12 protein-coding genes are annotated in these 12,896 nt (G+C 60.3%); 3 read left to right on the plus strand and 9 right to left on the minus strand.

Annotated elements, in window-relative coordinates:
* Window positions 1–2 precede the first annotated feature (2 nt).
* From AC5SSZ_RS05580 to AC5SSZ_RS05590, 3 genes are read left to right on the plus strand one after another with little or no spacing between them, the layout of a single operon-like run.
* Entirely contained in the window at window positions 3–737 is a 735-nt protein-coding gene (locus AC5SSZ_RS05580; protein WP_495437495.1) for a F0F1 ATP synthase subunit delta, read from the plus strand.
* A gap of 3 nt (window positions 738–740) precedes the next feature.
* Window positions 741–2,285 (plus strand): F0F1 ATP synthase subunit alpha, encoded by a 1,545-nt coding sequence (locus tag AC5SSZ_RS05585; RefSeq protein ID WP_495437497.1) that lies wholly within the window; start codon window positions 741–743, stop codon window positions 2,283–2,285.
* Window positions 2,239–3,096 (plus strand): F0F1 ATP synthase subunit gamma, encoded by an 858-nt coding sequence (locus AC5SSZ_RS05590; RefSeq protein WP_495437499.1) that lies wholly within the window; start codon window positions 2,239–2,241, stop codon window positions 3,094–3,096. Before AC5SSZ_RS05585 ends, AC5SSZ_RS05590 begins: the two co-directional genes overlap by 47 nt.
* An 11-nt stretch (window positions 3,097–3,107) precedes the next feature.
* On the opposite strand, the gene AC5SSZ_RS05595 is transcribed toward AC5SSZ_RS05590, so the two are convergent.
* The 9 genes from AC5SSZ_RS05595 to AC5SSZ_RS05635 form a co-directional block, all read right to left on the minus strand.
* Entirely contained in the window at window positions 3,108–3,467 is a 360-nt protein-coding gene (locus AC5SSZ_RS05595; RefSeq protein WP_495437501.1) for a SpoIIAA family protein, read from the minus strand.
* A gap of 72 nt (window positions 3,468–3,539) precedes the next feature.
* Window positions 3,540–4,919 carry an MBL fold metallo-hydrolase RNA specificity domain-containing protein gene (locus tag AC5SSZ_RS05600; protein ID WP_495437503.1) on the minus strand — a complete coding sequence of 460 codons (1,380 nt, stop codon included), beginning with the start codon at window positions 4,917–4,919 and terminating at the stop codon, window positions 3,540–3,542.
* A 3-nt stretch (window positions 4,920–4,922) separates the two neighbouring features.
* Window positions 4,923–5,756: an LOG family protein gene (locus AC5SSZ_RS05605; RefSeq protein ID WP_495437506.1), complete on the minus strand. Its 834-nt coding sequence runs from the start codon at window positions 5,754–5,756 to the stop codon at window positions 4,923–4,925.
* A 499-nt stretch (window positions 5,757–6,255) separates the two neighbouring features.
* Window positions 6,256–6,693 (minus strand): hypothetical protein, encoded by a 438-nt coding sequence (locus tag AC5SSZ_RS05610; protein WP_495437510.1) that lies wholly within the window; start codon window positions 6,691–6,693, stop codon window positions 6,256–6,258.
* Between the two features lie 24 nt (window positions 6,694–6,717).
* Window positions 6,718–7,317, minus strand: coding sequence for a hypothetical protein (locus AC5SSZ_RS05615; protein ID WP_495437512.1), 600 nt, complete (start codon window positions 7,315–7,317; stop codon window positions 6,718–6,720).
* 56 nt (window positions 7,318–7,373) lie between these two features.
* Window positions 7,374–8,606 (minus strand): hypothetical protein, encoded by a 1,233-nt coding sequence (locus AC5SSZ_RS05620; RefSeq protein ID WP_495437514.1) that lies wholly within the window; start codon window positions 8,604–8,606, stop codon window positions 7,374–7,376.
* A 196-nt stretch (window positions 8,607–8,802) separates the two neighbouring features.
* Window positions 8,803–9,411: a helix-turn-helix domain-containing protein gene (locus AC5SSZ_RS05625; RefSeq protein WP_495437516.1), complete on the minus strand. Its 609-nt coding sequence runs from the start codon at window positions 9,409–9,411 to the stop codon at window positions 8,803–8,805.
* Between the two features lie 248 nt (window positions 9,412–9,659).
* Window positions 9,660–11,921: a plasmid recombination protein gene (locus tag AC5SSZ_RS05630; protein ID WP_495437518.1), complete on the minus strand. Its 2,262-nt coding sequence runs from the start codon at window positions 11,919–11,921 to the stop codon at window positions 9,660–9,662.
* A gap of 722 nt (window positions 11,922–12,643) precedes the next feature.
* Window positions 12,644–12,829 (minus strand): ribbon-helix-helix protein, CopG family, encoded by a 186-nt coding sequence (locus tag AC5SSZ_RS05635; RefSeq protein WP_495437520.1) that lies wholly within the window; start codon window positions 12,827–12,829, stop codon window positions 12,644–12,646.
* Window positions 12,830–12,896 lie beyond the last annotated feature (67 nt).

Genomic DNA, 12,896 nt, shown 5'->3' on the forward strand with positions numbered 1-12,896 from the left:
GAATGCAGATCGACTGGTGGACACTGGGACTTCAGACGGTCAATTTCCTGATCGTCATCTGGCTTCTGAGCCGGTTTCTTTATCGTCCGATCCGCAGGATCATCGAAGAGCGTGAAGCGGCGGACAAGGCCGCAAGCGATGCGGCCAAGGACCAACTGGAGAAGGCGCAGGCCGTCCGGCGCACCTATGAGGACAAGACTGCGCAACTCGCTGCAGAGCGGCAGGAACGGGAAGCCGACTTTCACAAATCCCTAGAGGCCGAAAGGGATAGACGCCTTGAGGCGGCGCGCAAAGAGGCAGCGCAGCTGCTGACAGACGCGCGTGCAAAAATTGAAGAGGATAAACATCAGGCGCTGCAATCGCTCAAGCAGCAGATTGAGGCGCTTGCGACAGATCTGGCGCGGGTGGCGCTTCGTGGTCCCTGTACAGTTCCGGAGATGCTTGCGCAGGTTCAGGCCCATCTTGACGGTCTGGCACAGGGCGATCTCGACAAGCTCAAGGACGACCTGCAGGCCAAGGATGCTGCAATGACCGTGGTGATGGCTCATGGCCTCTCGGATGAGGAGAAGGCGGCCTGGAATGCCTGCCTGTCCAAGTATTTCGGGGCGGACGTAGCTGTGGTTTTCACTGAAAAGGCCGAGATCCTTGGCGGGGCGGAATTGCATTTCCCACACGCCGCCCTGCGGTTTTCCGTGGCCGACCGGCTGAAACGCGCCGCGCAGGCGCTGGAGGTTTGAGCAATGGTTCTGGAAACCCCGCTTTCTGATTGGATATCCGGCGCCCGCGACCGGCTGGAGCAGACCCGTCTTGCGCCTGAGCTGGAGCAGGTCGGACGCGTAGAGCAGATCGGGGACGGTGTCGCGCATGTTTCGGGATTGGGGCAGACGCGTCTTGATGAGCTTTTGCGTTTTGAGGATGGCAGCATGGGAATGGCGATGACCATCGCCGAAGACAGCCTGGGCTGCGTGCTGTTGTCGCCCTATGAGGAAATCACCGCAGGCAGCCGGGTCTTCAACACCGGGACTATCGCGCGGGTTCCGGTTGGCGACGGGCTGCTGGGGCGTATCATATCACCGCTTGGAGAACCTCTGGATGGTGGGCCGCCGGTTGTCGCGGCGCGGTATGATCCGATCGAAAAACCTGCGCCTGGCATCGTTGATCGGGATCTTGTCACCGAGCCCTTGCTGACTGGCCTGACCGTGGTCGACGCGATGATCCCCCTTGGGCGGGGGCAGCGTCAGCTCATCATCGGGGACCGGAAGACGGGGAAGACCTCGATCGCGGTCGATACGATCATCAATCAGCGCGAAACCGATGTCGTCTGCATCTACGCCTCCATCGGGCAGAAAAGCTCGACCGTGTCGCGCGTGGTCGAATCCATCCGCGCGCATGGGGCAATTGATCGCTGCATCTTCGTTGTGGGGGCCGCTGATGCCGCGCCCGGGGCGCAGTGGATCACCCCCTTTGCGGCCTGTAGCATCGCCGAATATTTTCGCGACCGGGGCCAGCATGCGCTGCTGGTGATGGACGACCTGACCAAACATGCGATGGTCTACCGACAATTGTCGCTTCTGCTGCGCAAGCCCCCGGGGCGCGAGGCCTATCCCGGCGATGTCTTCTACCTGCATTCGCGTTTGCTGGAACGGGCTGCGAAACTGGCGCCCGATCTTGGTGGTGGCTCGCTGACGGCCCTGCCGATTGCAGAAACTCAGGCCGAGAACCTGACCGCCTATATTCCCACCAACCTGATCTCGATCACCGATGGGCAGATCATCGTGGGGCAGAAACTGTTCTATGAGGGGCAAAAGCCCGCGGTGAACGTCGGGTTGAGTGTCAGCCGCGTCGGCGGCGCCACGCAGGCCAAGGCGATCAAGTCTCTCGCCCAATCGCTGAAGCTGGACTACGCGCAATACCTTGAGCTGGAAATCTTCACCCGTTTTGGTGCGATGGTGGATGACAAGACCGCCAGAACCATCGCTCACGGCCGTCGGTTAAGGGCGATCCTCGCGCAGCCCGAATACCAGCCCTTGCCGCTGTCGCTGCAGGTTGCCCTGCTGCTGGCCATATCCGACGGCATGCTGGATGAGATGCCGCTGCCGGATATTCCCAAGTTTCGGGAGATTCTGGCGCAGCGCCTGCCAAGCCAGCGCCCCAATGTGGTGGCCGAAATAGACAAAACGCATGCGCTTTCTGATGAGGCGCGCGATGCGCTGCGTGAGTTCGCGCGGTCCTGCGCGGATGAGTTCAACCGCATCCACCGCGCTGAGGGCGCGTCAGGTGGTTGAACTTGCCCGCATAGAGGCCCGGCTCGAAAGCCTCGGGCAGCTTGGCGTTCTGGTCACGGCGATGCGGTCCATGGCGGCTGTGCGGGCACGCGAAGCTCAGGAGGCGCTGATCGGCACACAGGCTTTCTGTGCCACGGTGGACCGCGCGATCGCGAGCCTCAGCCAATTGCCCGGGCGCAAGACACCAGACGAGACTGGCGCGCCTGTCCTGCTGGTGATCACCTCGGAAAACGGATTCGTGGGCGGTTTCAACACGCGCATCATGGAGCATGTGCAAGAGATCCGCATGCCAGAAGAGAGGCTTGTGCTGATCGGGCGGCGCGGTCAGATCCTGGCGGGCGAGATGCACATGCAGCCGGAGATCGCGCTGCCGATGACCTCGCGGGTGAGCGGTGTGACGCAACTTGCGCGGCGGGCGACCAACCGGTTGATGGGGGCGACACACGCGCGGGTGGTCTTTGCCCAGCATGAGAAAAGCGGCACCTACGCGGTCGTGCATCGCTCTGTCCTGCCGCTCGCGGCAGATCCCCCGCAGAATGCCGCTGCTGCGCCGCCGTTGCACCATTTGCCCACGCCAGAGTTGCTGGACCGGCTCGCGGGGGAATATCTCTTTGCCGAGATCGCCCATGCATTGATGGAAAGCCTTGCCTGTGAAAACAATGTGCGGCTGCTGACCATGGATGCGGCGACGCGCAATATCGACACCCGTTTCGACAAGTTGCGCAGAGAGGAACGGCAGGCCCTGCAGGAGCAGACGACATCGGACATGCTCGATGTCATCGTTGGCTCCGAGGCGGTCGAAGGCAAATAACGCCCACAGGGTTAAGTCCGCACCCAATCCCAGGCGGCATCAAGCGCACCGCCATCGAACACCTTGACCTCGCCCTTCATCAGGAACGCGCTGAGCTTGAGGCACCAGACGACCCAATCGGGCGCGCCGACAAGGGCGAGACGTTCAAAATCCGAGGCATGCTTTAGCCCGAAAGACATGTCGTCCCAGGCGGCCCTGATGTCCCACCCTTCAAAACCACTGTCCGCGAAGAACAGGAGGCGCAGTTTGCCGTAGGTGTCAAAACGCGCTTCGAGTTCGGGCAACAAAGTGGTGTAGTCCTCTTCGTGCAAAAGTCCGGAGGCCCGAATACCGACGACGGGCCCTTCGCTTTCTTTCATAATTTTAAGCATCGTCCTGCGGTCCTTTCTGCATTGCGTCTGTTCGGCGGGCATCGCCGATAGCGGGTTCGCTCCGGCGCGCCGTCAGATTTCGAAACTTTGGTGCATGGTCGGAAACTCGATCCGCTCCGATTTAAGGCCCTTTGCAAAGGTTTTTCGCGCGTCTTCTTCGCCGTGGATCAGGAAGGTAATGTCGGGCGTGCGGTTCTTTTCATGCCAGGCGCGCAATTCCTTTTTGCCCGCATGGGCGGAAAATCCGTTGATCGTGTGGATGCGAGCCCGGACCGGGATGTGATCGCCGAACAGTTTCACCGACTGAGCGCCGTCGATGATGATACGCGCGAGCGTGCCCTCGGCAGCGAAGCCGACGAAAATAACACTGCATTCTTCGTGGGCGAGGTTGTGCCTCAGGTGTTGCCGGACGCGCCCCCCCGTGCACATGCCCGACCCCGCCATGATCACCGCGCCAGAGTGTATGTGGTTGAGCTGCATCGATTCTGCCGTCTCACGCGTGAATTCCAACTCGGGCAGTGAAAAGGGATCTTGCCCCGACCGGATCTGCTCCGCGATTTCGCGGGTCATCGCCTCGGGATGGTTGCGAAAGATCTTTGTGGCCGAAATCGCCATCGGGGAGTCGAGAAATACCCTCAAATCCTGTGGCAGGATATCCCGTTTGATGCCTTCATTCATGAAGAAGAGCAGCTCCTGCGCCCGCTCCAGGGCAAAGGTTGGAATGATGACATTGCCGCCCCGTGCCTGCGTGTCAGCGATGGCTTCGAGCAATTCATCCACCGAGGCCTCAAGCGAGCGGTGATCGCGATCGCCATAGGTGGTCTCCATCACGATGATATCCGCATCACCCGGCGGCTGAGCATTACTCAGGAACGGCCTGTCCGATGGGCCGATATCGCCCGAGAACAGGATGCGGCGATTGCGCCCGTCCTCGGTGACGCTAAGCAGGATGCTGGCCGAGCCTAGGATATGGCCCGCCTCATAGAAGATGGCGCTTGCGTCGTGCCCGATGCGGATGGGCTCACCGTAGTCAGCGATGCGATTGAAGTGGTCAAAGCTCATGACCGCGTCGAGCGTGTCATAGAGCGGCTGATGTTTGTGCCCTTTCTCGGAGTGCCGTTGCCGCCGACGCGCCTCTTCTTCGTGAAGATGCGCGGAATCGAGGATGACCAGCCGGGCCAGATCCCGGGTTGCGGCAGTGCAGATGATGTCGCCCCGGAAGCCCCGGTTCACCAGCAGTGGAATGCGTCCGCAATGATCTAGATGCGCATGGGTAAGCAGCAGGACGTCGATAGAGGCAGGGTCGAAACCGAAGTCGCAGACATTCTCTTCCTTGAGTTCGTGGCCGCCCTGAAACATGCCGCAATCCACCAGGATTTTGAGGTTGCCAACTGTCACCAGATGGCAGGACCCGGTGACGGTACCAGCGGCGCCGTGAAACGAAATCTGCATCCTCTATTCCTCCTGATCGCCGATGGATTTTCCGGCACGGGCGTACCAGCGTTGGATGTCCTCCCAGATTTCCTCGGCGGTTTCGGCGAACCAGAAAAGGTCCCGGTCCTCGGGGGCGATGACACCCTCGTCGACCAAAAATTCGGGATCAAAGGCGCCGCGCCAGTAGTCTTCCCCGACCAGGATCAGCGGCATCGGCGCGATCTTCCGGGTCTGGATCAGGGTGAGGGCCTCAAAGAACTCATCAAGCGTGCCATAGCCGCCGGGAAAGATCACCAGGGCTCGTGCCCGGAGCAGGAAATGCAGCTTTCTGATCGCGAAATAGTGGAACCGGAAGCAAAATCCGGGAGTCAGATAGGGGTTTGGGAACTGCTCGTGCGGCAGGGTAATGTTCAGTCCCACGGTTGTTGCGTCCATATCATGCGCACCGCGGTTTGCGGCTTCCATCAGGCCTGGCCCTCCGCCCGTAACCAGTGCCAGCTTGTCGCCGTTCGTTTGCTCCTGTGCCCCGACGATGCGTCCGAATTTACGCGCAACCTCGTAATAGTGGCTTTTGTCCAGAAGGCGCCTTGCGATCCTCAGATCGCGTTCGAGGCCCGAAGGCCAGTGCTCTGCTGGACCGTTCTGAACCGCCTCGAGCTCTGCCACCTTGCGCTGGGCGGCTTTCGGCTCCGGGATCCGGGTGCTTCCGAACACCACAATGGAGTGTTTGATCCGATGGTGCTCAAGAAGCCGCTCTGCCTTGAGATAGTCCAACTGCAGGCGGACGCCGCGGGTGTCTTCACTTTGCAGGTAATCGATGTCCTCGTCCGCGCGCCTGTACTCTGGTGACCTCATGATCGCCTGGACCAGAGACAGAGCCTCCGGATCTTCGTGAGAGGGCTTCGGGGTCTTCCAAGGCAGGTCCGTTTGCCGCTGCTCGGGGTGCGCTGGCTCCGGTTTACGCGATTGTTTCGATCTGTGTTTCACCCTGTGCCTCCGCAGGGCGCCCGCTTTGTCGGGCGCTTGGGCATTATCGCAGCCCACAGGTCCAGCACGTTGACAAAGATCAATGGCGTGGAGCGTTCGTGTGACCGCTCCTGTAGCCATGGAGACGTAAACGCCCGGCGCTGGGCCACGCCCACATGGTCGCCTGAAATGGCAACGAAATCCAGCCACAAACGGGTCTGAAAATTGAGCATCTAAGGGGGTAATGGCGGAGAGACAGTCCGACAAGTCAACCATTAAGCTTCAAAAAAATACGCCTAATCAGTTATTTGAAAAATATGGCAGCCGCATGTGTGTAGCAAAAAGTGTAGCGAACGAGAAAGTCGCCTACGCAACCCGCCCGCTATGATCAGTTAAGCGCCGCGTTTGTGGCGCCGCTCATACCGACTATGCCGTGCACGGTCGCGTCCACGCCCGAGATGATGACGCCGGTGTTGACCGCGCCAAGCGCCGTGGTGGACAGATCGCCGATGGAGCCGTTGACCTGCGCCAGCGCATTGTTGATCGACCCGTTCACCGTGTTAATGTTCGACGCCACGTTCAGCACGATCGCACCCGCATCCGCCGATCCGCCGATCTGTTCGACCACGGCCGAGATCGCGCGGGTGGTGGAGGTTGCGGCCTCGTCGATGGCCGAGTTCACGCCCAGCGTGATGTCGCCGGTGTTCACGGCCCCCAGCGCCGTGGTCGCCATGTCACCGAAGTCCAGCGTCGGCATGTCCCACTCGATAGCCGACACGTCGATGCCCGCCAGCGCCTCCTGCGTTGCACCGTCGATGCCGGTCACGATGTTGGTGATGGAGCCGTCGATTTAAACGGCGGCCGTCCAGCGCGGAACCGAAACCGTAACGATCTCTTCAATCAAATCTGGGTTTTCCGCGTTGTAAGCGGGCGTATTGAAGTAGTAGTCTCCGGTGGTTTCAAAGACGATGACCGCGCTGTTGGGAAGGGCCACGACGTCACCCGCGTCTACCGGTTCCCACTCCCACTCTGTCGCGGTGCCGTAAAACTCCAACGGCTCGTCACCTTCTTCCGGGAACGATACACTGCCGTCCAGGCCTACCGTGATTGGAACGCTGAGACCGCTCGTTTCCGGTGTGATGGTCGCGCCCAGATCGTCGGTTGAAATCCACCAGCCGTTACCCGTTTCATCATCGCCTTCCCAGACTTGCCCAAACCACACTGACTCACTTAAAACGGCTGCGTCACCAAAGCCAGCTTGTCTGGTTTCAGTGAAATAAACAGGGGCACCGACGCTTTCGGCGATATTCGCGTAAGTGCCGTTCACCTGCGCGAGGTTGGTGGCATTGTCGATCGTGCCCAGCACCCGTTCCAGCACGGATTGGGCGGAGGCGGTGCCCGCCAGACATACAACCGCCGCCGATGCCACCGCGAATAGTGTTTTCTTCATGGTCTCTTCCTCAAATGGAAATCGCGCGAGCCACTTGGGTGACCCGCCCGCTCCGATCAGTTCAGCGCCGCGTTTGTGGCGCCGCTCATGCCGACTATGCCGTGCACGGTCGCGTCAACGCCCGAGATGATGACGCCGGTGTTGACCGCGCCCAGAGCCGTGGTGGACAGATCGCCGATGGAGCCGTTGACCTGCGCCAGCGCGTTGTTGATCGACCCGTTCACGGAGTTCATGTTCGACGCCACGTTCAGCACGATCGCGCCCGCGTCCGCCGATCCGCCGATCTGCTCAACTACCGCCGAGATCGCGCGGGTGGTCGAGGTTGCAGCCTCGTCGATGGCCGAGTTCACGCCCAGGGTGATGTCACCGGTGTTGACCGCCCCGAGCGCCGTGGTCGCCATGTCACCGAAGTCCAGCGTCGGCATGTCCCACTCTATGGCCGACACGTCGATGCCCGCCAGCGCCTCCTGTGTCGCGCCGTCGATGCCGGTCACGATGTTGGTGATCGAACCATCAATCGAATTCGGCACGAAATAATAAAGTGTTTGGCGAACCTCCGGTATGGTCACGTAGGTTTCAGCAAGTGTTAGGATTTCGCCAGACGTAATCCTATTGTTCCAATCGGCATCACTAAACAAACCACGAAAGGTCAATCTCGCAGTACCATTTCCGAGATCTTGCCAACCGCTTTCCCTGATCTCATCGAGCGAAAGAGGTGAGCCTGCCCAATCCTTATAGTTTTGAACCGCCTCATCGCTCAAAAGATTGAATGTATCTCCCTCGCCTACGGCATTAAACCGGTTCTCTGCTGGTGACAGTTCATGCCGGATATAAGTACTTGGGTCTGTTACCTCGTTGAACTCCGTAATGGTATTCCCCGCTGCGTCAGTTGCTTCCACAATTGTGATATTAAGGTCCTCATCAACGTCGACTACGATTACCGCCGCGTCAGATGTATCCAACGTCACCTCACCTACACCAACTTGGTCAAGCATGAGGGGCGCGCTGCCCCCGCTGTAGAAGAAAAGTGCCGCCGTGACAGCATCTGGATTTGGCAAGGCGGTGTTTACGACTGTCTGCTCCGGTGTGACGACCTCGTACGGCACCGCGGTTTCACCAATGCTTTCCGCAATATTCACGTAGGTGCCGTTGACCGGGGCAAGGTTGGTAGCGTTGTCGATCTGGCCCAAAACGCGTTCCAGCACGGATTGGGCCGACGCTGTGGTTGCGCCGTTCACACAGAGCGCTGCCGCGAGCCAGAAGATGTTGCGTCTATAGGTCTGGGTCATTTTCGTTTTCCTTTACCGCGCGATATTTCGTTAGCTAAAATAATGACCTGCGACCGGCTGTATACGTTTAACTGCGTATATTTGGCCTGCGCGGTCAGATTCTACGCCGCCATGCCCGATGTCTCTCTACCGTATCCGCCTGTCCCCAGGCCGCGACAGCGCGTTCTGGGCAATCTCTGGCGGTTCGTGCGCCATCCTATGTCCTGAAGACTATGGGTTCTGAACCGGTCGGCCGATTGGTGGTGATGGGCTCGTAGGTCACGTCGATAACGGATTGTGCGCCGAGCGTCCGGACGATCCCGTGCATGCGGTATGTGAACGCGTGGTGATCCTCGAATCGCGTAGACCGTGTTGTCACGCAGGACATGGCGACGATGTGATTTGCCGCAAGGTGATACTGCGTATCAGGGTCATGAAGCAGGTCTGCCGTCTCATTGACCAGATCATCGACGAGAAACCGGCCTGTTATGTTGTCCAGGCTCTGTCCGATATGGTTCTTGGGCCAAAGATTTTCAAATCCGCCGGACCAGGCCAGCAGCTTCAGACCATCTGTTGCGTAGATGGCGCGAGGCGTGAGCAGGCCCGCGATTCCCTTGCGCTCGAGTTCAAGGCAAGTATCCAGTTCGGATTGATACAGAATAGCTTTCAGGCGCTTGATGAAGCTTTGCGATGGAACATCTACCCCGCGTTCCCACCGGGAGATGGTCGCCTGAGTGACGTTCAGCCTATCAGCGACAAGCTTCTGGTTCATGCCGTGCTGCCGCCGCCATTCTCTGAGCTTATATCCGAAGTCTTCTTGCGCCACGCGTATTCCCGTCAACTCTAACTCGGATAGGGAGCGACAAATGCCGTGCGCCGCTCGCTCTTTCCGAGCAAAATTTTATCAATGAGTGTGTCGGCAAGACACCTGTGCGGAAGATTGTCGGCATATCATTAGATACTATGAGACTTCACCTGACAGGCCGCAGTGCAAACGTCGCTTAAGCTGAGAACCGGGCGCGAAGTCCCCTGACTTTCCGTCCCTCGCTGTTCTGGCAGGCTTTGCCCGCCGCCTTACATCTCCAGCCCATCCTCTCTCAGATCTGCGAGCGTTTCCTGCGTCTCCCCGAGGATCTCTAAGCCTTCATCCCGGATGAGTTTCGGCATGCCCGGCAGCTTGAGCCATTTCACGAAGCGCGTGAGCAAGGGCTCGAGGCGGTTCAACATCCGTCGGGCCTGGGTGGCCTGAGCTTCGGTGGCATTCTGGTCCCGTTCAAGCTGACCCTGGTCCTTCGCGAGTTGATCCTTATCCTGACGCAGCGCTGCCTGATCGTTTTGCAGCGCCTTGCGCTCCCTCATCGTCGCGTCACGGACAACACACGCATCGCGATGGACGATCTTCGCTTTGTCAACGACCTTCACACCCAGCTGGATCGCGGGCAGAATCTCGGGACAGGCCGCCTCCAGACGGTCGGACTCACTCGCCCTGATGCGGCCGTCAGGGTCCTTGTGGATCGTGCCCTCGGCGATCTCCCTGACCAGCACGCTCAACCCACCGGTCACCACGTCGATCCGCTTCAGCGTTTCGGTCGCCTGGGCTTCTTCTTTCCGGGTCTGTTCGGCGGCTGCCTCGGCAGCGTTCTCGGCCTTGACCCGGTCCACCTCCGCGGCATCGCGGGCGAGGGCCTTCTCCTCAGCCTCCGTCTTCAGGCGCGCGACTTCGGCGGTCCGGTCCGCCGTCACACGGGCCATGGCGACTGCATCTACGGTCAGAACTTCGATTTCCCGCCCAAGTTCGGCCACTCGGGATTCCTTCGTCCGGGCCTGTTCGGCGGCTGCCTTGGCAGCGTCCTCGGCCTTGACCCTGTCCGCCTCGGCGGCATCGCGGGCGCGGGCCTTCTCCTCAGCCTCCGTCTTCAGGCGCGCCGCCTCGGCCTTTCGGTCCGCTACGACACGGGCCATAGCGACCGCGTCTTCGGTCAGATCCTCTATCTCTTGCCCAAGCTCGGCCTTCCAGGCTTCAGCGTCCCGGACCTCGCTGGCGGCCTCTTCGGTCTTCGCCTCGGCCTCTGCCATGACCCGCGCCGCTTCCGCCTGGACCTTCTCGGTCTCGGCGGTCGCCGTGTCCCGGGCCGCCTCTGCCGCGTCTCTCGCCGCTTCCAACACGGCCATCCGATCACCGAGGCGACGGCGATATGTCTCAAGCCGCCTCACCTCATTTTCCTTCAGGTTTGCCTTTTCGGTCAGCTTGTCGACCCGGCCCTGCATCTTGACCACGCGTTCACGGGCCGCCTCTTCCTCCCTTTCCAGATCGGCGAGCCGGTCCCTCACTTCCGCCTCGGCGGCCGTCAACTCGACCAGTCGGCCCTCGACCTTCCGGGTTTCGGCCCGGGCGGCGGCGGCCCTGGCCTGTCTGTCCTTCCGCTCTCTGTGTGCGATCTTTGCGATGCGGTCCGACGCGTCCCGCGCGACCTCGGCCGCTTCCTGGTTCCGGATCAGGTCGTCCAGTTCCTCCTCCACCCGGGTCTTCTCGTCCTCCAGCTGCGCCACATCACTCGACACACGCTCGACCGTCTGGTCGAGTTTGGCCAACTCGGTCCGCAGCCTGTCGATCCGGTCCTGCGCCTCGGCCCCGACCTGTTCCAGAGCTTCCAGCTCGGCCTGCTTCGCGGCGAGATCTGCCGGCAGCTCCCGATGGAGCTGCTTAACGGATTTGTGGATCACATCGGGCCACTCCGCGCCCGCCGCCAACCGGTCGCCATAGCGGGTGCCGCGCTCGATCTCGGGGCAGTAACGCTGCAGGACCTCGGCGGTCAGGTCCTGCAGCTGGGACAGGATTGCGGGTCGGGTCGTGCGGGACAGCGGGACGCCGTCATAGTCATAGGCGCTAAGCGCGAAATGCGCATGGATCGTCGCCTCGTCGAGGTGCACGACCAGCGCATGAAGGGACGTGTTGAGATGGGTTGCCACCGCCTCGGCGAGGTCCCGGAACGCGCGGTCCTGGTCTTCCTGCGAAAGAGCCTCGAACATCTGGGCAGCGTCGGCACCGAAGGTTATGACGCCCGCCGTGGCCACGGCGGAGTTCGATTTCATGGCGCGTTGAGTGTCACGCCGTGCTCGCCGCGCATGCGCGATCTCGCGCATCTCGGCAGGGGTAGGCGGGGCAATCAGAACACGGTTCAGATGAACATGTTTCTCGTCGACGTATTTCGGAACTGTCCCGATTCGCAGGTCATGACGGCGCTGACCGGAGTACCCGGACATCGTGTCGGCGGCGATCCGGACGGAGGCTGCGCGGGGATTCGAGAGTTTCTTGTCATCGTTCAGGACGGGCATATCGTGTAACCTACTAGCCATAAGTTCGCGGCGAGCCGCTCCTTATGACTATCCGGCGAAGGGATGAAAAAACCTAACCGGTTCCTTTCCCCCCTTTCGAAACCCCCCTTTGCTCCACCCTGATGACATATTGTTTTTCCTATCTTTTCTCAGGCCCGACTGTCGCGCAAGTCTCGTATTTCTTGCCCGTCTCCAGTTGTCCCACACAGGCGAACGCCCGCAGCCTGACCCGTGCGCGTCCCCTTTCGGAGACCTCTTGCTTGGATGGTCAGTTCGGCATTCTGTCCGGGGGGACGGGGCGGTCGCAGGCCGTGGAGCGGGAGCCGGATACCTGTCCGTCTTGCGGTGATCTTGTGTGCTGACGTGGGCCGCTTTGAACCCGCTGAATTACCGGCCCTCGACCAATACAGTCCGCGACCGGAACCTCACCTCGCCCGCGCGCCATTTTGTTCGCCATGAGCAGGTCAAGGAAATAGTGGCTGAGCGGGAACGCCTGTGTCGAGCGCCACGAGCGGCGGTGAGGACCCGGGCCTCACGAAAAACGTCGACCCAGCTGAGAACTTCACCTCGAAAAATTGAAGTACGCGACGACGAGAAAGATCCTTGAGACCCCGTGGCAGGGGAAGCCGCCGCTCTGATCAGTTACTGGGCTCAGTTTGAGAGGGGTTTCCCGGTCCCTACAACGGCGACCGTATCATCCGTTCGAAACGCATCCATTTTAATCATTTTGTTTTTTCAAAGAGCTCCTGAAGAAGTCTTCGGATCATCTCCGGTCTCGTAGGCAGGTCACTCTCGAGTTTTCTGCGCCGGTCTAACTCGTCGATCATGTTGCGTGGAAGCCGGAGGTTGACTGGCTCCGTATCCGTTGGTGGCCGACCCCGGCTCGATTTTTTTTCTGTGTCGGTCACTTTTCACCCTTGTTAAATGGTTTTATGGTTCCATATAATCGGGAGAGACGCAAGGCTCCACCCTCGC

The sequence above is a fragment of the Phaeobacter sp. CC-HEC084 genome (assembly GCF_059429255.1).

What these genes read in the sequence shown, in the direction of transcription:
- AC5SSZ_RS05580 (WP_495437495.1), top strand. Translation starts at nt 3, where the DNA reads ATGCAGATCGACTGGTGGACACTGGGACTTCAGACGGTCAATTTCCTG.
- AC5SSZ_RS05585 (WP_495437497.1), top strand. Translation starts at nt 741, where the DNA reads ATGGTTCTGGAAACCCCGCTTTCTGATTGGATATCCGGCGCCCGCGAC.
- AC5SSZ_RS05590 (WP_495437499.1), top strand. Translation starts at nt 2,239, where the DNA reads ATGAGTTCAACCGCATCCACCGCGCTGAGGGCGCGTCAGGTGGTTGAA.
- AC5SSZ_RS05595 (WP_495437501.1), bottom strand. Translation starts at nt 3,467, where the DNA reads ATGCTTAAAATTATGAAAGAAAGCGAAGGGCCCGTCGTCGGTATTCGG.
- AC5SSZ_RS05600 (WP_495437503.1), bottom strand. Translation starts at nt 4,919, where the DNA reads ATGCAGATTTCGTTTCACGGCGCCGCTGGTACCGTCACCGGGTCCTGC.
- AC5SSZ_RS05605 (WP_495437506.1), bottom strand. Translation starts at nt 5,756, where the DNA reads ATGAGGTCACCAGAGTACAGGCGCGCGGACGAGGACATCGATTACCTG.
- AC5SSZ_RS05615 (WP_495437512.1), bottom strand. Translation starts at nt 7,317, where the DNA reads ATGAAGAAAACACTATTCGCGGTGGCATCGGCGGCGGTTGTATGTCTG.
- AC5SSZ_RS05620 (WP_495437514.1), bottom strand. Translation starts at nt 8,606, where the DNA reads ATGACCCAGACCTATAGACGCAACATCTTCTGGCTCGCGGCAGCGCTC.
- AC5SSZ_RS05630 (WP_495437518.1), bottom strand. Translation starts at nt 11,921, where the DNA reads ATGCCCGTCCTGAACGATGACAAGAAACTCTCGAATCCCCGCGCAGCC.